The organism is Bradyrhizobium symbiodeficiens (assembly GCF_002266465.3).
In the GTDB taxonomy this organism is placed as follows: Bacteria; Pseudomonadota; Alphaproteobacteria; order Rhizobiales; family Xanthobacteraceae; genus Bradyrhizobium; species Bradyrhizobium symbiodeficiens.
The window spans coordinates 5,689,910-5,709,308 of record NZ_CP029427.2 but is presented as its reverse complement, the minus strand read 5'-3'; the positions used below and the strand labels follow the sequence as shown (position 1 = coordinate 5,709,308).

The following is a 19,399-nucleotide window of genomic DNA, read 5'->3' as shown; positions in this document are numbered from 1 at the left end:
GATGGAGCCGGACCGCGCCAGAAGCGGCCGGATGATGCCATGACCGCTCTGTCAAAAAAGCCCGCGGCGATCCGCCTGGTGCTGCCCTTCGTGTTCCGGCACTGGCTGAAGCAGCCGGGACGGGGCCTGATCGTGGCCGGCGGCTTGCTGGGTGCCACCATCGCCGACCTGTTCATGCCGGTCTTCTCGGGTCGGCTGGTCGATGCGCTGACGCGCGGCCCGTCCGATCCCGATGCGCGGCATGCCGCCCTGATTGCTTTCGGCGCCATCGTGGCGCTGGGCGCCGCGTCCGTGGTGCTGCGGCTGGCCGGCCTGCAGGCGATCGTGCCATTCACGCTCAAGACCATGTCGGACGTCGCACAGGAGGCTTTCATCCGCGTGCAGCGCTTCTCCACCGATTGGCACGCAAACTCCTTCGCGGGCTCGACCGTGCGCAAGATCACGCGCGGCATGTGGGCGCTCGACCTGCTCAACGACACCATCCTGATGGCGCTCGCGCCCTCGCTGCTGGTCTTGATCGGCTCGATGGTCCTGATCGGGATGCACTGGGCCTCGCTCGGCGCGGTGATCGCGGTCGGCGCGTTCTTCTACGTCGCCGTGACCGTCGTGTTCTCGACGCGCTACATCGCGCCGGCAGCGCGCATCTCCAATGCCTGGGACACCAAGGTCGGCGGCACGCTTGCGGATGCCCTGACCTGCAACGCCGTGGTGAAGTCGTTCGGCGCGGAGGCGCGCGAGGATTCGCGGCTCGCCCGTGTCATCAACCGATGGCGGGTGCGGGTGCGGCGGACCTGGCTGCGCTACAACTACACGGCCATGGCGCAGCTCTCGCTGCTGCTGTGCCTCCGCACGTCCGTGATCGGCGGCGCGGTGCTGTTGTGGATGTCGGGACGCGCCTCGCCCGGCGACGTGACTTATGTGCTGACCAGCTACTACATCATCCACGCCTACTTGCGTGACGTCGGCATGCACATCAACAACCTCCAGCGCTCGGTCAACGACATGGACGAGCTGGTGGCGATCCATGCCGAGCCGATCGGCATCGCCGATGCGGCCGGTGCGCAGCCGATCGCGATCGAGGGCGGCGAGATTGTGTTCGAGGACGTGACGTTCCACTATGGCGGCCATCGCGCGCCGCTCTACGACGGGCTGTCGGTGACGATCCGGGCCGGTGAACGTGTCGGCCTGGTCGGCCGCTCCGGCTCCGGCAAGACCACCTTCGTCAAGCTGGTACAGCGGCTCTACGACGTCACCGGCGGTCGCGTGCTGATCGACGGGCAGGACATCGCATTGGCTACACAGCAATCGCTGCGCAACCAGATCGCGATCGTGCAGCAGGACCCGATCCTGTTCCACCGTTCGTTGGCCGAGAACATCGCCTATGGCCGGCCCGGGGCCAGCCTCGAGGCGATCGAGCACGCGGCGCGGTTGGCCAACGCGCACGACTTCATCCTGCGCCTGCCGAAGGGTTACGGCACGCTGGTCGGCGAGCGCGGCGTGAAACTGTCGGGCGGCGAGCGGCAGCGCGTGGCGCTGGCGCGCGCCTTCCTGGCGGACGCGCCGGTGCTGATCCTGGACGAGGCGACCTCGAGCCTCGATTCGGAATCGGAGGCGCTGATTCAGGAGGCGATGGAGCGGCTGATGAAGGGCCGCACCTCGATCGTGATCGCGCATCGGCTGTCGACGGTGCGCAGCCTCGATCGCATCCTGGTGTTCGACCGCGGCGAGATCGTCGAGCAGGGCACCCATGCCACGCTCGCGGGTAAGCCGGGAGGCATCTATCGCGGCCTGTTCGAGCGCCAGGTGGTCGAGCTCGGGCACGTCGCAGCGGCGGAGTGAGGCGGGCGGCTGCGGGACGAAAGTCCCGCAGCCACGGCGCCAAGGAATGCGTCAAGGATGGAATGAGATGAAAGACCTGACGAACGGCTCCATCGTGAGACACATCCTCGTCATGACGCCGCCGATCATGGCCGGCATGATCTCGATCATGATCTGCCAGCTGGTCGATCTGTATTTCGTGTCGGGATTGGGCGATGCCGCCGTCGCGGGTGTCGCTGCGGCCGGCAACGCCGGCTTTCTCGTCAACGGGCTGATGCAGGTGCTCGGCGTCGGCACGGTCGCGCTGATCGCGCATGCCGTGGGACGCAAGGATCGGGCGGACGCCAATCTGATCTTCAACCAGGCGGTCGCGCTGTCGGTGCTGTTCGGCCTGTTGACGCTGGTCGCGGGAGCGGTGCTGTCTCGCCTCTATATGCGTTCGATCGCCGCGGACCAAGCCACGATCGAGGCGGGAACCGTTTACCTGCTGTGGTTCATGCCGGCGCTCGCTCTGGAGTTCGTCATGCAAGTGATTGCGTCCGCGCTCCGTGCGACCGGCATCGTGCGTCCCGCCATGTTGGTGCGGGTCGTCGCTGTTATCATCAACATCGCGCTGGCGCCGGTGCTGATCTCGGGCTGGGGCACCGGCTACGCGCTTGGCGTCGCCGGCGCGGGGCTGGCGAGTTCGATCGCGGTTGCCATCGGCGCTCTGATGCTGCTGGCGTATTTCCGCAAGGTCGAGCGCTATGTCGCCTTCAATCCTGCGCAATGGCGTCCGCAGCCGCACCATTTGAAACGCATTCTCAACGTCGGCCTGCCCGCCGGCGGCGAGTTCGCGATGATGTTCATCTTCATGGCAGTGGTCTACTATGTGCTGCGCGATTTCGGCGCGGCGGCGCAGGCCGGCTTCGGCATCGGGCAGCGCGTGCTCGGCCTGATCAACATGCCGGCGCTTGCGGTCGGGCTGGCGGCCGGGCCGATCGCCGGCCAGAACGTCGGCGCAGCCAACGCTGCGCGCGTGCGGGAGACTTTCGTCAAGGCTGCTTTGATCGTCACGATCGTGATGACCGGCTTCATGATCCTTGCGCAGTTGAAACCGGAGCTGCTGCTTGCCGGATTCTCGAATGACCCCGAGACGATGGACATCGCCTACCTGTTCCTGCGGATCATATCGCTCAACATGGTGGCGCAGGGGCTGATCTTCACCTGCTCGAGCATGTTCCAGGCCCTCGGCAACACCCGGCCGGTGCTCTTGAGCTCGGCGACGCGCGTGTTCACCTACTCGCTGCCGGCGATCTGGCTCTCGACGCGGCCGGGCTTTCGCATGGAATACGTCTGGTACCTGTCGGTCGCGGCGACGATGTTGCAGGCGGGCTTGAGCCTGTGGCTGCTGCACCGCGAGTTCGGGAAGCGCCTGACGTCGGCGCCGAAGGAGGCGGTCCCAGAGCAGGAGAGCGCCGAAGCCGTTGCACCTCTCGCCCGCGAGCCTGCGTAACGGTAGCTTGTTTCATCCTGGCTGCTCCGGCTAACGTGCCGGGCGGTGGTGATTGCTGTCCTTGTTGGCGCCGACGTCGCAGGCGATATCGCCCGGTTTGAGATGCCGCCAAATGGTGGTGAACTCGGTCCGCTCGTCGCGCAGCAGCGCCTTAAGCGCACGAACCCAAAATCTGATGCTCGTGGCCGCAAACCATGCGATCAGATCGCGCCGATGCTGTTCCAGACCAGGGTGAGGCCGGAGAGGAACAGCAGGCCGAGCACGACGTCGCCAAAATGCTTGTCGTTCAGCGCGTGATAAACGCGCGCGCCGGCCCAGGCGCCGATCAGCGTGCCCGGAAAGGCAACGGCTGCGAGCCAGATCACCTTGAGCTCCACGATGCCGGACACGGTCTGCATCACCAGCGCGGCCGAGAGCACCGTGAAGTTGAAGAGCTGGAAGATGCCGCGCCGCTCATGCTTGTTCCAGCCGCGGATATTGGCCCAGAGAATCGGCAGCGGCCCGGACAACCCGGCGAGGCCGCCGAGAATACCGCCGGCAAAGCCGATCGCGCCGTCGGCAAGGCGGCCGCCGAACTTGATCGCGAGCGGTCTCTTGTTCAGATAGAGCGCGCTCGAGAAGACCAGAATTAAAATGCCGACGCTCAGCTTGAACACTTTTGGATCGGCCGAGGCGATCAGCATGGTGCCGAGCGGCACGCCGATCAATCCCCCGATCAGGAACGGCCATACCAGCGAAAGATCAAAACTCTTCCACATCGACGGCAGCGTTGAAGTCTGCGCGATCACCGAGCAGATCAGCACCAGCGGCACCGCGAGCGAGGGCGGCAGCACGTAGAGCCAGATCCCGAGCGCCATCAGCGCCGTGCCGAAACCGGCGAGGCCCGAGACGAAGCCACCGGCCAATGCACCGAACAGCAGCAACGCGTAATTGGACGTTTCCAACCGATTATCCCTGCAGCAATGGGCGATCCCGAACGGTTGATCGCCACTGCCCGCATAGCACGGCTTCGGCCGTGAAGGTCAATTTCAAAACCGCACGCAAGCGTGATCCCTGGGACCAATCAGGGACGGGCGTTCGCGGAAGACGCGCCTACATGATGGCCGTACATCAATCGGGGGCATGCCAACGCCATTTGATGCGCTCGCTTGTCCGGAACCAGAGGACGGAGAAGGACGATGACCCATACGAAGATTGCCGTTACGGCCGCGCTATTGTCGGCGGCTTCCTTGATGCCGACCATGGCGCAGGCGCAGTTTTCCGAACCTGCGGCCTATCAGGCCGCCCATCCCGATCGCGACGTGCTCAATGGCGGCCAGCTCACGCCGGCGGGGCGCGCGGCCCGCGGTGAGACGGGGGCGCCGAGCGAGGCCTATGCGGCCTTTCCATCAGGTGCGACGCCCGTCGTCCGCCCGCGCCATCGCCGTCATCATTAGGTTTCACTAGCTAGACGATCTGCCTGGTGTCGGCGGGCCTGTGCAGCGCGCCGACCAGGATGCGCAGCGCTTCGGTCAATTCGGCCCTGTTGCGCGCGGCACCAAGTGAGACGCGTGCCGCGTTCGGCGGCGTTCCGTCGACGGTGAAGGCATCGCCGGCGACGACTGCGAGGCCATTGCGCAAGAGATATCCTGCGACGTCGGGCCGGTTCTCAGGCAGTCGCAGCCAGAGATGATGCGCGGCGGGCTTTGCCAGAAACTGAAATCCCTTCAGGGCGCGCTGGGCGAGCTGCTGGCGGCCGACAGCCTCATTGCGGATGGCCGTGATGATGCGATCGGCAATGCCGGTCTCGATCCAGTGCGTCACCAGCGCGACCATCAATGGTGCCGGCATCTGCACGGTCGCCTGCAGGCAGGTCCGCATGTCCTGCTGCGCGGCGTTGTCGGGCGTCACGAGATATGCAACGCGCAGCGCAGGTGCGATGCATTTTGACAACGTGGTTGCGAGATAAGTCCGCTCCGGAATGAGATTCGCGATCGGCGAGGCCGCACGGTCAAGCAGGCCGTAGGCGTCATCCTCGATCAGCACTGTGTCGGCATCGCGGACGATCTTTGCAATCGCGTTGCGCCGCTCGGCCGACAGCGTCGCCGTGGTTGGATTGTGCAGCGTCGGAATGAGATAGACGGCCTTCGGATTGTGCGTGCGGCACGCTTTCGCCAGCGCGTCGGGCAGGATGCCGCCGTCATCCATCGCGACGCTCACGAGTTTGACGCCGAGCTGCGCGGCGGCTGCCTTGATGCCGGGAAAGGTGAGAGCTTCGGTCAGCACGACGTCGCCGGGCCAAGCAAGGTGCGCGAGCAGGTTAAACAGGATGGTCTGCGCCCCGGGAAAGATCACGAGCCTGTCGGCATGTGCGTGCGGCACGCGGATGCGCATCCAGCGCGCCGCGACCTCGCGCTCATGGGCACTGCCACCGGGCGGCTGGTAATTCAGGAAGGCGGTCAGGCCCGATTGCGCGCGCAGGGCCTCCATGCCGGCGATGATGCGTTCGTCGAGCTGCGCCTCCAGCGGATGCGGCGGCACGTTCATCGACAGGTCGATCGCGACCGGATGCGGCAGGTCGACAGCGCGGCGCGCGCTGGTCTCCGACACGAACGATCCCTGGCCGACGCGCGCTTCCATGATGCCGCGTCGCCGCGCCTCGGTGTAGGCGCGCGTCACCGTGGTGAGGTCGACGCCGAGCGCCTTTGCCAGCGCGCGCTGCGTCGGCAATTGCTGGCCGCGCACCAGCCGGCCGGCGCCGATGTCGGCTTCCATGGCCTCGACGATGCGCTGATAGCGCGGCCCTGATAGCTCCGAGATTGTCGGGGTCCAATCCATGCAATTTAGCCCCAAATCCTTTGAATGTATGGATGCAAGATATTATTGTATGGATCAGTGAAAAGGAAGGTGCTGTCATGGCAACCGGTTCGATCTCTCTGGCGAAGGCAATGTGGCGCGGTTTCCGGGGCAAGTGCCCGAACTGCGGCGAGGGTCATCTGTTCGGCCGTTTCCTGAAGGTCGCGGGCGCTTGTGACCATTGCGGCGAGGATCTGTCCCACCAGCGCGCCGACGACTTTCCCGCCTATCTCGTGATCGTCGTGGTCGGCCATCTCGTGGTGCCGGCGATCCTCGCGGTCGAGACCGCGTATGCGCCGGCGGTCTGGCTGCAATTGGCGGTGTGGTTGCCGGTGACGCTGTTCGCTTCGCTCGCGCTGCTGCAGCCGACCAAGGGCGCGATCGTCGGGCTGCAATGGCAGATCGGCATGCACGGTTTTGAGGTGAGCAAGCAGCGGCGCGAGGCCGCCGAGCTCGCGCCCGTACTGGCGAAGATCGACACGCGCGCCGCCTGAGGCGCGACGACGTTGAGGCGTCGCTGAAAATGGTGAGGGGTTCGATGCGGTCGGCATCGAACCCCTCGTTGCAAGATATCAGCCGGCCTGTAAGCCGGGTTCTGTAAGGCACCGTCCGCTTGCGCGAACGATACGTGACGGCCATTCCTCTGGGACCATGTTTGCACATGGCCTCAAGCAACCTACCCGGACGGCGGGCCTGACATCGCCCCGCGGCGTTATCGCTTGTGCGAACAGCCCGCTACGCCGTCCCTATTCGGTTTTGCTCCCGGTGGGGTTTGCCATGCCGGCTCCGTTGCCGGACCCGCGGTGCGCTCTTACCGCACCTTTTCACCCTTACTCCGCGAAGCCCGAAGGCGACGCGAAGCGGTTCGTTCTCTGTGGCACTTTCCCTGGGGTCACCCCCGCCGGACGTTATCCGGCACCGTATGTCAAGGGAGCCCGGACTTTCCTCCCCGGCGGCCTTTCGGCACCTGCCGGAGCGGCCGTCCGGCCGACTGACGGACAACGCATGAGGCATTTGTGACGGTTTCGTCAAGCCGTTATCGCGACCCACGATCCCCCCGAAATAATTTATCCTGAAGATGTCGTTTGCTGCGTGCCCGTTCGACTGGATGTCGGCGACACAGCCGAGCAACAGGAGTGAAGCGATGCAATATCTGCTGATGATCTACCAGAACGAGGTGGAATACGCGAAGAACGACGCCGCCACGGCCCAGAAGCTGATGGCCGAATACCAGACCTTTACCCAAGGCATCATCCAGAGCGGCAATTTCAAGGCCGGCGATCGGCTGCGGCCGACCACGACCGCGACGACGGTGCGCGTGCGCGACGGCAAGACGCTGACGACCGACGGGCCGTTTGCGGAGACCCGCGAGCAACTCGGTGGCTACTATCTGATCGAGGCCAAGGATCTGAACGCCGCGATCGAGATCGCGGCGCGGATTCCGAGCGCGAGGATCGGCTCGATCGAGGTACGGCCGATCTGGGTCTACGACAAGTGACGGCTGGCCCGCGCATCGACGCATGACCCCTTCCGAGATCGACAAGGTCTTCCGCGACGAGGCGGGGCGGGCGCTGGCCACGCTGATCCGCCTCGTCGGCGATTTCGATCTGGCCGAGGACGCGCTTCAGGATGCTTTTGCCGTCGCGCTGGAACGCTGGGCAGCGTGCGAGGTCCCCGACAATCCACGCGCCTGGCTGGTCAATGTCGCCAGGAACAAGGCGATCGATCGGGTCAGGCGCCAGGCCGTCTTCCGCGGCAAGCAGCAGGCGCTCCTGCACGAGATCGAGCTCAACGCGCAAGCGATCGACGAGCCGCCGGCAATGCTCGACGACGACATGCTGCGGCTGATCTTCACCTGTTGCCATCCTGCCTTCGCAGCCGAGGTTCAGGTCGCGCTGACGCTGCGCACGGTCTGCGGACTGTCGACCGTCCAGGTCGCGCGCGCCTTCCTCGTCGGCGAGGAAGCGATGGCGCAGCGGCTGGTCCGTGCCAAGCAGAAGATCAGGCTCGCCGGCATCCCCTACGAGGTGCCCGAGCGCGACGCGCTGGCGCCGCGGCTCGATGGCGTGCTCGCGGTGATCTATCTGGTCTTCACCGAGGGCTATGTCGCGACCGAGGGCGCGGATCTGATGCGACCAGATCTTGCGATTGAGGCCATCCGCCTCGGCCGTTTGCTTGATCGGTTGATGCCGGACCGCGGCGGCGTCAAGGGCTTGCTGGCCCTGATGTTGCTGCACGATGCGCGCCGCGCCGGACGCGAGACGTCAGCCGGCGATATCGTATTGCTCGAGGAGCAGGACCGCACGCTGTGGGATCGTTCGCAGATCGAGGAGGGCCTGCGTCTGGTCGAGGATGCGTTGCGCGTGCCCGGACGGCCGCAGCCTTATGCCGTGCAGGCTGCGATCGCCCGCGCTGCATGCGCGTACGCCGAGCTTTGAGCAGACCGACTGGCGGCAGATCACCGGGCTCTACGAGGTGTTGCTGCGCATCGCTCCCTCTCCGGTGATCGAGCTCAACCACGCTGCTGCGGTGTCGATGGTCGACGGGCCGGCACGTGCGCTCGATCTCGTCGATGCGATCAGCGCCCGAGGCGGGCTGCGCGGCTATGAGCTCTTGCCCGCAGTGCGCGCCGATCTGCTGCGGCGAATCGGGCGCAACGATGAAGCGCGCGCGGCGTATCAGGCTGCGACCGCGGCGACTCAGCTCGAGCCGTTGCGGCGGCTGTATGCGCGGCGGGTGAGAGAGATGGGGTAGGGCCTCTCGTGCCCCGGAGCGGACTGCGCGGCCATCGCCGTCACTTCGACGCGACGGCCGTGCCCTCTGCCGGCAAGCTCGCCAGCAGCGCCTGCAATGTCGACAGCGTCGAGTGGTCGGCGACACCGTCGAGCCGCGCAGGGCGGAAATGGCGCTGGAAGGCGGTGACGACTTCCATGGTCGCGGCATCGTATTTGCCGTTCAGCGGCACGCCGTAGCCGTATCGGGCGAGCGCCTGCTGCAGGCTCAGCACCTCGTCGCTGATGGTGCCGAGCATCAGGGTCTCGCCGCGCACGACCGGGGCCGGCGTCACCCAGTGACCGACGCCGGAATTGGCCAGCGAGTGCCACGGAAACTTTTCGCCGGGGTCCTTCTTGCGCGCGGGCGCGACGTCGGAATGGCCGAGCACCCGGTGGGCCGGCACCTTGCGGCGAAGCATGATGCCGCGGCACAGCGCGATCACGGCGGCGATCTGGCGCAGCGGATATTCCGGATAGCCCCAGTCATGGCCGCGATTGATGATCTCGACGCCGATAGAGCAGGAGTTGATGTCGTCCTCGCCGGCCCAGGACGAGACGCCAGCGTGCCAGGCGCGCCTGGCCTCCGACACGCATTGCACGATGCGGCCGTCCTCCAGCACGACGTAATGCGCCGAGACTTCGGTCCCTGCCGTGCACAGCCGCGCCAGCGCGCCCTCGACATCGGGCATGCCGGTGTAGTGCAGCACGATCATATCGGGCTGCCGCGCCTTGTTGCGCTCCCCATAGTTCGGCGAGGGGATGACGTCGGACACGATCGAGGAATCCGGCTCGAACGCCCTCATGCTCGCCGCGGCCTTTGGAACCGGGAGAACGCGTTGACGCTTCGAATCAGAACCAGACGGTGTGGACGAACCGGACGGCGGCATAGACAAACCAAGGTGGGACGGAGAGTGGGCCAAGCCCTTCTCTTTACTATTCCTTTACCCTCCACCGTGCGCAATCGCACGGCGCGGTTAACGGATGCATTTTGGCGCACTGTGTGGATGAAGCATCACCGCCTCATCGCTTTTCGACTTGTGAGCAGCCGAGCAACGCTTTCTTAACGCTAAGGGTCGTTACTGAGGGATGAAGAGCCGACCCGCGTCCGGAGGCGGCCAAAGCGTATTTTGGCTCGAAATCCCATGGCTGCCCGACAAATTCCGCTGGGAACACTCGGTTTGCGGTCCGGGACGATCGGGCTCGGTAACCATACTGGACTGGGGCGTTGTCGTGGAACCGCCGCGACGCGGAATGATTCGAGGCGTTATGGGCTTGTTCGTCCCCGATCTCGCTTGGACGTCAGGGGCCGTCGGCAGGCGTGGCGCATGAGCTCGGTTCCGCATATCCCCGTTCTCGGTCGCGAAGCCGTCGACCACCTGGCCCCACGCGCGGGCGGCATTTATGTCGACGCCACCTTCGGCGCCGGCGGCTACAGCCGAGCCATTCTCGACGTGCCGGGAACCCGGCTTATCGCCATTGACCGCGACCGCACTGCAATTTCTGCAGGTGCCGAACTGGTCGAACGTTCCGCGGGCCGGCTGACGCTGGTCGAGGACCGATTCTCCAATCTTGCCGAGGTCTGCGCGGCGCAAGGCGTGGACGCCGTGGACGGCGTTGTGATGGATGTCGGGGTGTCCTCGATGCAGCTCGACCAGGCGGGCCGCGGTTTCTCGTTCCGCCTCGACGGCCCGCTCGACATGCGGATGGGGCAGGCGGGGCCGACCGCCGCCGACGTGATCGCGCGTGCCTCCGAAGGTGATCTCGCCGACATCATCTATCTCCTTGGCGAGGAGCGGAATTCGCGCCGCGTCGCCCGCGCCATCGTCGCGGACCGTCAGGAAACGCCGTTCACGACCACGCGTGCGCTCGCCGACCTCGTCGGCAGGGTGGTGCGCTCGAAGCCCGGCGACATTCATCCGGCGACGCGGACGTTCCAGGCCCTGCGCATCTTCGTCAACGAAGAGCTCGACGAACTTCAGGCCGCGCTCGCTGCGGCCGAGCGCGTGCTCAAGCCCGGCGGCCGCCTCGTCGTGGTCTCGTTCCATTCGCTGGAAGACCGCATCGTCAAGAATTTCCTCTCCGAGCGTTCGAAGACCGGCGGCGGCTCGCGGCATCTGCCGGAGGTGGCTCAGGTTCCGCCGAGCTTCCAGCTTCTCACGCGGCGGCCCGTGGTCGCCGGCGACGACGAGGTCGCGCATAATCCGCGTGCGCGCTCCGCAAAGCTTCGCGCGGCCGAGCGCACCTCGGCGCCCGCGCATGACGATGCCGAACCATCTTCCTGGCCAAGACTCTCCGACGTGATGAGGGGAGGCTAGCGCATGCGCATCATCCACCTCTTCGTCATCGGCGCGCTGATCTTCGCGGCGGCCTATGTCTACCGGATCAAGATGGACTCCACGGCGCGCACCGAGAAGGTGTTGCGGCTACATGCGGAGATCCGCGAACAGCGCGACGCGATCGCTTCGCTGCGATCCGAATGGGCCAAGCTCGATGCGCCGCTGCGCCTGCAAGGCCTGTCCGACCGGCATTTGCAGCTCAAGCCGGTCAACGGCACTCAGTATGACTCGTTGAAGAATCTGCCGGAGCGTCCGCCGCGGATGTTCCGGCCGGGCGAGCCCGACCCGATCGGGGCGATGCTCAACACCATCGAAGCCGCGAGCGATCCTGACAATGTGACGGGCTCCGTGCCTCAGCCCGAGGACAAGCAATGAGCGCTGCGACTCCGGTCAAACCTGCAGAACCCTGGCGGCAGCGGCTGATCCGCAGCCTGCTCTACGGGCGCAACGTCGACCGCGCCGCGAAGGCGCGCGCGCGCGTCGGTCTCGTCATGCTCGCCTTCGCCTCGGTCTACGCCCTGATCGGCGGCCGGCTCGTGATGTTCGCGATCGGCGCCGATGCGCACGGCGCACGCCGCGCCGCGGCGCAGGAAGTGGTGGCGACAGCACGGCCCGACATTGTCGACCGCAACGGCGCCATCCTTGCGACCGACGTCAAGGCGGCGAGCCTGTTCGGCGAGCCGCGCCGCATCATCGACAAGGACGAGGCGATCGAGCTTCTCACGGCGACCGTGCCCGACCTCGACGAGGCCGAGGTGCGCGAGCGCCTGAGGACGCGCAAAGGCTTCGTCTGGCTCAAGCGCGAGGTCACGGCGCAGCAGCAGCAGGCCATCCACAAGCTCGGCATTCCCGGCATCGGCTTCCTGCGCGAGAACAAGCGCGTCTATCCGACCGGCAATGAGGTTGCCCACCTCATCGGTCTCGTCAACATCGACAACCAGGGCATCGCCGGCATCGAGAAGTGGCTCGACAATCAAGGTCTCGCCGATCTCCACCGCGCGGGCTTTGCCACAGACCGGCTGCAAAAGCCGATCGAGCTCTCGGTCGATCTGCGTGTCGAGCACGCGCTGCGCGACGAATTGCTGAAGGCCAAGGACAAGTTCCACGCCAAAGCCGCGTCCGGCATCGTCTCGAACGTGAAGACGGGCGAAATCGTCGCAATGGTCTCGCTGCCTGACTTCGATCCGAACAACCCGAAGGAAGCGCACGACCCCGACCGCATCAACCGCCTGACCACCGGCGTCTACGAGATGGGCTCGACCTTCAAGGCGTTCACGCTGGCGATGGCGCTCGATTCCGGCAAGATCAACCTGAACACGATGTGGGACGCGCGCGGAAATCTGCACTACGGCAAGTTCACCATCCACGACAGCCATCCGCTCGGACGCTTCATCAACACCAAGGAAGTGTTCACCTACTCGTCCAACATCGGCGCGGCGCGGATCGCGCTGGGGCAGGGCGTGGAGGCTCACAAGGCGTTCCTGGCCAAGATGGGTCAGCTGACGCGTCTTCGCACCGAGCTGCCGGAGAGCGCGGCGCCGCTGATCCCGCGGCGCTGGAGCGAGCTCAACACCGTCACCGCCGCGTTCGGCCAGGGACTGTCCGTGGCGCCGCTGCAAGCCGTGATGGGCATCAACGCGCTGGTGAACGGCGGCTATCTGATTCCGCCGACCTTCATGAAGCGCACGCCGGAAGAAGCCGCAGCATTGGCCAAGCGGGTCGTCAGAACGGACACCAGCGACAAGATGCGGTATCTCATGCGGCTCAACGCCGAGATCGGTACTGCCAAGACCGCAGACGTCAAGGGTTATTACGTCGGCGGCAAGACAGGCACGTCCGAGAAGGTCATCAACGGCCGCTACGCCAAGAAGCGCGTGCTCAATTCGTTCACCGCGATTCTGCCCTGTGATGATCCGAAATATCACGTCCTGATCATGCTCGACGAGCCGCAGGCGCTGCCCGAAACGCATGGTTTCATCACGTCCGGCTGGAACGCGGTGCCGACCGGCGGCAAGGTGATCGAGCGGATCGCGCCGCTTCTGGGCATCGAGCCGCGGTTCGACCTGCCGCCTGCGGACCGCCTTATTCTTGCAGCATCCAGGACAACCCAGTAATCAATCGGGTGGGCCGTAGCCGCTGCTGAGTCGGGGATTTCCCTCGAAATCGGCTCTCCGGTACGGCGACTGGAAGTCCATGAAGCTGCGCGACCTCTTAGGCCATGACTCCGCGATCGAGCCCGCAATTGCGGCGCTCGAGGCGACGGGCCTTGCGCTCGACAGCCGCGTGGTCAAGGCCGGCGATCTCTTCTTCGCACTCGCGGGCAGCAAGACCGACGGGGCGCGCTTCATCGATGCCGCGGTGGCCGCAGGCGCCGTGGCTGTCGTCGGTGACCATGCGCCGACCGGCAGCAAGGTGCCGTTCATCACCGTTGCCAATCCGCGCCGCGCGCTGGCGCTCGCCGCGGCGAGATTCTTCCCGTCGCAGCCCGCGACCATCGCCGCGGTGACCGGCACCAGCGGCAAGACCTCGGTCGCGGCGTTTACGCGTCAGATCTGGGAGCGGCTGGGCCATGCCTCCGCCAGCATCGGCACCATCGGCCTCGTCTCGCCCAAACGTACAGTCTATGGCTCACTGACGACGCCGGATCCGATCGCACTGCATCGACAGTTGGATGAGATCGCGCGCGACGGGGTGACCCATCTCGCCTTCGAAGCATCGTCGCACGGGCTCGATCAGTATCGCCTCGACGGCGTGCGCGTCTCCGCCGGCGGCTTCACCAATCTCTCGCGCGACCACATGGATTATCATCCGACCGTTGCGCATTATCTTGCGGCGAAACTCCGCCTGTTCCGCGAGCTCGTGCCCCCGGGCGGCGCGGCAGTGATCTCGGCCGATCATGACTGCTCAGCGGAGGCGATCGATGCCGCGACCAGGCGCGGCCTGCATGTGATGGCGGTCGGCCGTCACGGCGACGGGGCAGGCGAAGGCATCTGCCTCGTCAATGCCGAGGTCTCAGGCTTCTCGCAAGAGCTTTCGCTCGTACATCGCGACAGGGCCTACGCCGTCCGGCTGCCGCTGGTTGGCGAGTTCCAGATCGAGAACGCGCTGGTGTCGGCCGGCCTTGCGATCGGCACCGGCAGCGATGCGGCCAACGTGTTTGCGAGCCTCGAACATCTCGAAGGCGCCAAGGGCCGGCTCGAGCGCGTCGGCGAGCGCAACGGCGCGCCGATCTTCGTCGACTATGCGCACAAGCCCGATGCGCTCGCGAAGGCGCTGCAGGCACTCCGGCCCTACGCGAAACGAAAGCTGGTCGTCGTGTTCGGCGCCGGTGGCGACCGCGATGCCGGCAAGCGTCCGATCATGGGCGAGATCGCGGCCGAGAACGCCGATCGCGTCATCATCACCGACGACAATCCGCGCAGCGAGAAGCCCGAAACCATTCGCGCCGAAATCCTCGCAACCGCAAAGGGCGCCCGCGAGATCGGCGACCGTGCCGCGGCAATCCGAACCGCGATCGGGGAACTTCAGGAAGGCGATGCACTGCTCGTCGCCGGCAAGGGACACGAGACCGGGCAGATCGTCGGCGGAGAGGTTCTGCCGTTCAGTGATCACGAGGCGGTCGCCGCCGCATTAGCGTCGGGGGTTGCATGAGCGCGCCGATATGGACGGTTGCCGAAGTGGCGCGCGCGCTGGGCGCGGAGGGGACGTTCCCGGACACCCCGATCGATTTCGTCACCCAGGACAGCCGCCTGGTGAAACCGGGCAGCCTGTTCGTGGCGCTGAGCGGCACGCCGAGCGGCGGCTTCGTCTCGGCCTTCGCCAGCGCGCGCGACGGCTGGGAGTTCGCGGACAAAGCGGAAGCCTCGGGCGCGGTCGCGATGATCGTGCCGCACGAGATCGCGGGCATCCGGATTCCGCAGATCGTCGTCAAGGACACGCTGATCGACGGTCTTTGGGGCCTCGCCCGCGCCGCCCGCGCCCGCTTCCACGGACCTGTGATCGGGCTTACCGGCAGCGCGGGCAAGACGAGCACCAAGGAATTCCTGGCGGCCTATCCGAACGCCTATGCGAGCCCGTCCAGCTTCAACAATTTCTGGGGCGTGCCGCTGACGCTGTGCAATGCGCGGCCGGATGCCAGCCTCTGGGTCGTCGAGATGGGCATGAACCAGAAGGGCGAGATCGCGCGGCTGAGCGAATTGACCCGGCCGACGGTCGCGCTCGTCGTCAACGTCCAGCCCGTGCATCTGGAAAAGCTCGGCTCGCTCGAAGCCATCCGCCGCGAGAAGGTGTCGATCGCGCTCGGCCTGCCCGAGCATGGCGTGCTGGTGCTGCCAGCCGGGCTGAAGGCATCCGAATGGAAGGGCAAGGTGGTGCGCTTCGGCGAGCATGCCGAGGTGCACGAGGTCACGCACGCGCCGCATGGCGAGAGCTGGCAGGTCGTGGCCATGATCGGCAAGAAGCAGATCGCCTTCAGCCTGACGCCGGGCGCGCCGCACCGCGTGCAGAATGCGCTGGCGGCGCTTGCCGCCGTCCGTGCGGCGAACCTCGATGCATCGACGCTCGCAATCAAGCTCGACCGGGTCGGCATCATGACCGGCCGCGGGGTCGAGCAGACGATCGGCGGTATCACCGTCATCGACGACAGTTTCAACGGCAATCCGGCCAGCGTGGCCGCTGCGCTGCAAAGCCTGCAGGCGCGCCACATGAGCGGTGGCCGCCGCATTGCGGTTCTCGGCGACATGCTGGAGCTGGGCGATGACGCGCCGGACTATCACACCGGCCTCGCCGGGCATCTCGACGGGATCGACGGCGTCTACTGCGTCGGCCCTCTGATGCGACACCTCTATGACGTGCTGCCGGCCGGCAAGGGCCTCGGCTGGCACGACGATCCCGCCACGCTGAAGCCGAGTGAGGTCGCGAACCTGCTGAAGGCAGGCGACGTCGTAGTTGTCAAGGGCAGCAAGAAGATGTTCTGGGTCAACAAGTTTGTGCCGGGCCTGGTGGCCGCCTTGCAGGCAAAGGCGTAAACTGCTTGGAAGGCGCCGCTCCCGAATCCCACCTTTACGGCGCGCAACCGCCCGGTTTCCCAGAGGTCGCGCGATAGGACCCGTCTGAATGTTTTACTGGCTGATCGACCTTTCCAACACATTTTCGGGCCTCGGTGCCGTTCGCACCTTCTTGAACGTGTTCCGCTACATCACCTTCCGCACCGGTGGTGCCGTCGTCACCGGCGCGCTGTTCGTGTTCCTGTTCGGGCCCTGGATCATCGATCATCTGCGCATCCGCCAGGGCAAGGGCCAGCCGATCCGGGCCGACGGTCCGCAATCGCATCTCGCCAAAAAGGGCACGCCCACGATGGGTGGGCTGATGATCCTGTCCGGCCTCACGGTCGGCACGGTGCTGTGGGCCAATCCGCTCAATCCCTATGTCTGGATCGTGCTGGCGGTGACGCTCGGCTTCGGCTTCGTCGGCTTCTATGACGACTACCTCAAAGTGACCAAGCAGACCACGACCGGCTTCGGCAGCAAGCTGCGCCTGCTGATCGAGGCGGCGATAGCGCTGGTGGCGTGCTACGCTCTGGTGCGGTTGAACCGCGATCCCGCATCGACCGCGCTGACGATTCCCTTCCTGAAGGACACCGTGCTGCATTTCGGCTGGTTCTTCGTCATCTTCGGCGCCTTCGTCATCGTCGGCTCCGGCAACGCGGTGAACCTCACCGACGGTCTCGACGGCCTCGCCATCGTTCCCGTGATGATCGCGACCGCGAGCTTCGCGATGATCGCCTATCTCGCTGGCAACGCGGTGTTCGCCGAATACCTGCAGATCAAATATGTCGCCGGCACCGGCGAGCTCGCGGTGCTCTGCGGCGCGCTGTTGGGCGCCGGCCTCGGCTTCCTGTGGTTCAACGCGCCGCCGGCCTCGATCTTCATGGGCGACACCGGCTCGCTCGCGCTCGGCGGCATGCTGGGCGCCATCGCGGTCGCGGTGAAGCACGAGATCGTGCTCGCGGTGATCGGCGGCCTGTTCGTGCTGGAGGCGGTCTCCGTCATCGTGCAGGTGGTATCGTTCAAGCTCACCGGCAAGCGGATCTTCAGGATGGCGCCGATCCACCACCATTTCGAGCAGCTCGGCTGGACCGAGCCGCAGATCGTGATCCGCTTCTGGATCATCTCGGTGATGCTGGCGCTCGCCGGCCTGTCCACGCTGAAGCTGCGGTGATCCCTCAATGATTCCCGTCACGTCCTTTGCCGGCAAGACCGTCGCGGTGTTCGGCCTCGGCGGCTCGGGGCTTGCCTCCTGTCACGCGCTGAAGGCCGGTGGTGCCGAGGTGATCGCCGCGGACGACAATGCGGAGAATGTCGCCAAGGCCGCGCAGGCCGGCTTCATCACCGCCGATCTGCGCAATGTGTCCTGGACGAATTTTGCAGCCCTCGTGCTCGCGCCCGGCGTGCCGCTCACCCATCCGGTGCCGCACTGGAGCGTGCTGAAGGCGCGCGAGGCAGGCGTCGAGGTGATCGGCGACATCGAGCTGTTCTGCCGTGAGCGCCGCCGCCACGCACCGAACGCGCCGTTCGTCGCCATCACCGGCACCAACGGCAAATCGACCACGACGGCGCTGATCGCGCATCTGACCAGGTTCGCGGGCTACGATACCCAGATGGGCGGCAATATCGGCACCGCGATCCTGTCGCTGGAGCCGCCGCGCATGGGCCGCGTCCACGTCATCGAGATGTCGTCCTACCAGATCGACCTCACGCCTTCGCTAGATCCCTCCGTCGGCATTCTGCTGAACGTCAGCGAGGACCACATCGATCGCCACGGCACCATTGAGCACTATGCCGCGGTGAAGGAGCGCCTGGTTGCCGGCGTGCAGGACGGCGGCACCGCGATCGTCGGCGTCGACGACGGCTTTTGCCGCGACATCGCCGACCGGCTCGACCGCGCCGGCAAGACCGTGGTGCGCATCTCCGTCAAGAACCCGCTCGCGTCAGGCATCCATGTCGAGCACGGCAATATCGTGCGCACCGCGGGCGGCGCCCGCAGTGAGGTCGCTGCGCTCGGCGGCATCGGTTCGCTGCGCGGCCAGCACAACGCGCAGAACGCGGCCTGCGCTGCCGCTGCCGCGCTTGCGATGGGCATCAGCCTTGATGTGCTGCAGAGCGGCCTGCGCAGCTTTCCCGGCCTTGCCCACCGCATGGAGCAGGTCGGCCGCCGCGGCAACGTGCTGTTCGTCAACGATTCCAAGGGCACCAACGCCGACGCTACCGCGCATGCGCTGTCGTCCTTTGCCGACATCTTCTGGATCGCCGGTGGCAAGCCGAAGGCCGGCGGCATCACTGGCCTGACCGGCTTCTTCCCGCGCATCCGGAAAGCCTATCTGATCGGCGAGGCCGCGCAGGAGTTTTCGGGAACGCTCGGCACGGTGGCGCATGAGATCAGCCAAACCCTCGACGTCGCCGTCGAGCACGCCGCGCGCGATGCGGAAGCCTCAGGCCTGACCGACGCAGTCGTGCTGTTGTCGCCGGCCTGCGCCTCCTTCGACCAATACCGCAACTTCGAAATCCGCGGCACCAAGTTCCGAGAACTGGTGCAGGCGCTGCCGGGCGTGAAGCCGGTGGTGTGAGAATGTCGCGCCGACGCTGGATTGGAATTGCCGTCGCTGCTCTTGCTGTTCCGATCGGTTTCCTCGGCGTCGTCCTCATCGACAGCGTCATGCACCAATTCGGTGCATGCCGCGTCGTTCGACAGCGCGCCTTCGCCTCGCCAAACGGTAGCCAGTTGGTCGTCGTGGTCTGGAAGTCGTGCGGAGCGACGGTACCCGACAGCACGCAAGCCAGCATCGTGGCGCGCGGCCGGACGTTTTCGCCCGAGAGCACGCCGACCTTTCTCAGCGTGCGCGGGCACCTCGATCCCGTCGTCGTCTGGAGTAGCGAGCGGGCGGTCAGGATCGGTTTCATTCCCGGGCCAGACCAAGTCTACAAGCGCGACGCACGCGTTGGGGATGTCACGATCAGCTACGAATAGGTTCTCGTGTCCCGGACGCGCCCCGGGGCACGAGACTCTTCGAAACTTGAACAAGCTATTAACCCAGCGGTAACCAACCTCGGCGACCAATGAACGGACCTCTATCCGAAAGCGGT

General features: G+C 65.9%; 16 protein-coding genes, 1 other RNA gene and 1 pseudogene. 14 read left to right on the top strand and 4 right to left on the bottom strand.

The genetic code is table 11. The features are described 5' to 3' along the window. Window positions 1-39 precede the first annotated feature (39 nt). Entirely contained in the window at window positions 40-1,839 is a 1,800-nt protein-coding gene (locus CIT39_RS26810; RefSeq protein ID WP_162308700.1) for an ABC transporter ATP-binding protein, read from the top strand. 67 nt (window positions 1,840-1,906) lie between these two features. After that, window positions 1,907-3,313 carry an MATE family efflux transporter gene (locus tag CIT39_RS26805; RefSeq protein WP_094977328.1) on the top strand — a complete coding sequence of 469 codons (1,407 nt, stop codon included), beginning with the start codon at window positions 1,907-1,909 and terminating at the stop codon, window positions 3,311-3,313. Window positions 3,314-3,513: 200 nt separating this feature from the next. On the opposite strand, the gene CIT39_RS26800 is transcribed toward CIT39_RS26805, so the two are convergent. After that, window positions 3,514-4,257, bottom strand: coding sequence for a sulfite exporter TauE/SafE family protein (locus CIT39_RS26800; protein WP_094977329.1), 744 nt, complete (start codon window positions 4,255-4,257; stop codon window positions 3,514-3,516). A 234-nt stretch (window positions 4,258-4,491) separates the two neighbouring features. On the opposite strand from CIT39_RS26800, the gene CIT39_RS26795 reads away from it, so the two are divergent. After that, window positions 4,492-4,749: a hypothetical protein gene (locus tag CIT39_RS26795; protein ID WP_094977330.1), complete on the top strand. Its 258-nt coding sequence runs from the start codon at window positions 4,492-4,494 to the stop codon at window positions 4,747-4,749. Window positions 4,750-4,759: 10 nt separating this feature from the next. On the opposite strand, the gene CIT39_RS26790 is transcribed toward CIT39_RS26795, so the two are convergent. After that, window positions 4,760-6,130 (bottom strand): aminotransferase-like domain-containing protein, encoded by a 1,371-nt coding sequence (locus CIT39_RS26790; protein ID WP_162308699.1) that lies wholly within the window; start codon window positions 6,128-6,130, stop codon window positions 4,760-4,762. 77 nt (window positions 6,131-6,207) lie between these two features. Between CIT39_RS26790 and CIT39_RS26785 the strand changes: the two genes are divergently transcribed. Then, entirely contained in the window at window positions 6,208-6,642 is a 435-nt protein-coding gene (locus CIT39_RS26785) for a DUF983 domain-containing protein (protein ID WP_094977332.1), read from the top strand. A 74-nt stretch (window positions 6,643-6,716) separates the two neighbouring features. Here CIT39_RS26785 and rnpB read toward each other — a convergent pair. After that, an RNA gene (gene rnpB / locus CIT39_RS26780) (RNase P RNA component class A) lies at window positions 6,717-7,143 on the bottom strand. A gap of 149 nt (window positions 7,144-7,292) precedes the next feature. Here rnpB and CIT39_RS26775 point away from each other — a divergent pair. Continuing rightward, window positions 7,293-7,646 carry a YciI family protein gene (locus CIT39_RS26775; protein WP_094977842.1) on the top strand — a complete coding sequence of 118 codons (354 nt, stop codon included), beginning with the start codon at window positions 7,293-7,295 and terminating at the stop codon, window positions 7,644-7,646. Between the two features lie 22 nt (window positions 7,647-7,668). Next, a pseudogene (locus CIT39_RS26770) lies at window positions 7,669-8,902 on the top strand (RNA polymerase sigma factor). Window positions 8,903-8,942: 40 nt separating this feature from the next. Here the strand turns inward: CIT39_RS26770 and CIT39_RS26765 are convergent. Further along, the gene (locus tag CIT39_RS26765) at window positions 8,943-9,725 is read right to left on the bottom strand and encodes an N-acetylmuramoyl-L-alanine amidase (protein WP_094977334.1); all 783 of its coding nucleotides are present in this window, start codon (window positions 9,723-9,725) and stop codon (window positions 8,943-8,945) included. A 522-nt stretch (window positions 9,726-10,247) separates the two neighbouring features. Between CIT39_RS26765 and rsmH the strand changes: the two genes are divergently transcribed. From rsmH to CIT39_RS26725, 8 genes are all read left to right on the top strand, one after another. Next, the gene (rsmH, locus tag CIT39_RS26760) at window positions 10,248-11,237 is read left to right on the top strand and encodes a 16S rRNA (cytosine(1402)-N(4))-methyltransferase RsmH (protein WP_162308698.1); all 990 of its coding nucleotides are present in this window, start codon (window positions 10,248-10,250) and stop codon (window positions 11,235-11,237) included. Window positions 11,238-11,240: 3 nt separating this feature from the next. Further along, window positions 11,241-11,633, top strand: a complete 393-nt coding sequence (gene ftsL, locus CIT39_RS26755; RefSeq protein WP_094977336.1) for a cell division protein FtsL — start codon at window positions 11,241-11,243, stop codon at window positions 11,631-11,633. Beyond that, window positions 11,630-13,372 (top strand): peptidoglycan D,D-transpeptidase FtsI family protein, encoded by a 1,743-nt coding sequence (locus CIT39_RS26750; protein ID WP_094977337.1) that lies wholly within the window; start codon window positions 11,630-11,632, stop codon window positions 13,370-13,372. Before ftsL ends, CIT39_RS26750 begins: the two co-directional genes overlap by 4 nt. A gap of 79 nt (window positions 13,373-13,451) precedes the next feature. Next, entirely contained in the window at window positions 13,452-14,909 is a 1,458-nt protein-coding gene (locus tag CIT39_RS26745; RefSeq protein ID WP_094977338.1) for a UDP-N-acetylmuramoyl-L-alanyl-D-glutamate--2,6-diaminopimelate ligase, read from the top strand. Continuing rightward, the gene (locus tag CIT39_RS26740; protein ID WP_094977339.1) at window positions 14,906-16,285 is read left to right on the top strand and encodes a UDP-N-acetylmuramoyl-tripeptide--D-alanyl-D-alanine ligase; all 1,380 of its coding nucleotides are present in this window, start codon (window positions 14,906-14,908) and stop codon (window positions 16,283-16,285) included. The genes CIT39_RS26745 and CIT39_RS26740 overlap by 4 nt, the downstream gene beginning before the upstream one ends. Before the next feature lie 88 nt (window positions 16,286-16,373). Continuing rightward, entirely contained in the window at window positions 16,374-17,477 is a 1,104-nt protein-coding gene (mraY, locus tag CIT39_RS26735; protein ID WP_094893878.1) for a phospho-N-acetylmuramoyl-pentapeptide-transferase, read from the top strand. Window positions 17,478-17,484: 7 nt separating this feature from the next. Then, entirely contained in the window at window positions 17,485-18,882 is a 1,398-nt protein-coding gene (gene murD / locus CIT39_RS26730; RefSeq protein WP_094977340.1) for a UDP-N-acetylmuramoyl-L-alanine--D-glutamate ligase, read from the top strand. Window positions 18,883-18,884: 2 nt separating this feature from the next. Next, window positions 18,885-19,283, top strand: a complete 399-nt coding sequence (locus CIT39_RS26725) for a hypothetical protein (protein ID WP_094977341.1) — start codon at window positions 18,885-18,887, stop codon at window positions 19,281-19,283. Window positions 19,284-19,399 lie beyond the last annotated feature (116 nt).

Bases quoted from the DNA above. Each gene is read 5' to 3' on its own strand.
- CIT39_RS26810 (WP_162308700.1), top strand. From the start codon at position 40: ATGACCGCTCTGTCAAAAAAGCCCGCGGCGATCCGCCTGGTGCTGCCC.
- CIT39_RS26805 (WP_094977328.1), top strand. From the start codon at position 1,907: ATGAAAGACCTGACGAACGGCTCCATCGTGAGACACATCCTCGTCATG.
- CIT39_RS26795 (WP_094977330.1), top strand. From the start codon at position 4,492: ATGACCCATACGAAGATTGCCGTTACGGCCGCGCTATTGTCGGCGGCT.
- CIT39_RS26790 (WP_162308699.1), bottom strand. From the start codon at position 6,130: ATGGATTGGACCCCGACAATCTCGGAGCTATCAGGGCCGCGCTATCAG.
- CIT39_RS26785 (WP_094977332.1), top strand. From the start codon at position 6,208: ATGGCAACCGGTTCGATCTCTCTGGCGAAGGCAATGTGGCGCGGTTTC.
- CIT39_RS26775 (WP_094977842.1), top strand. From the start codon at position 7,293: ATGCAATATCTGCTGATGATCTACCAGAACGAGGTGGAATACGCGAAG.
- CIT39_RS26765 (WP_094977334.1), bottom strand. From the start codon at position 9,725: ATGAGGGCGTTCGAGCCGGATTCCTCGATCGTGTCCGACGTCATCCCC.
- rsmH (WP_162308698.1), top strand. From the start codon at position 10,248: ATGAGCTCGGTTCCGCATATCCCCGTTCTCGGTCGCGAAGCCGTCGAC.
- ftsL (WP_094977336.1), top strand. From the start codon at position 11,241: ATGCGCATCATCCACCTCTTCGTCATCGGCGCGCTGATCTTCGCGGCG.
- CIT39_RS26750 (WP_094977337.1), top strand. From the start codon at position 11,630: ATGAGCGCTGCGACTCCGGTCAAACCTGCAGAACCCTGGCGGCAGCGG.
- CIT39_RS26745 (WP_094977338.1), top strand. From the start codon at position 13,452: ATGAAGCTGCGCGACCTCTTAGGCCATGACTCCGCGATCGAGCCCGCA.
- CIT39_RS26740 (WP_094977339.1), top strand. From the start codon at position 14,906: ATGAGCGCGCCGATATGGACGGTTGCCGAAGTGGCGCGCGCGCTGGGC.
- mraY (WP_094893878.1), top strand. From the start codon at position 16,374: ATGTTTTACTGGCTGATCGACCTTTCCAACACATTTTCGGGCCTCGGT.
- murD (WP_094977340.1), top strand. From the start codon at position 17,485: ATGATTCCCGTCACGTCCTTTGCCGGCAAGACCGTCGCGGTGTTCGGC.
- CIT39_RS26725 (WP_094977341.1), top strand. From the start codon at position 18,885: ATGTCGCGCCGACGCTGGATTGGAATTGCCGTCGCTGCTCTTGCTGTT.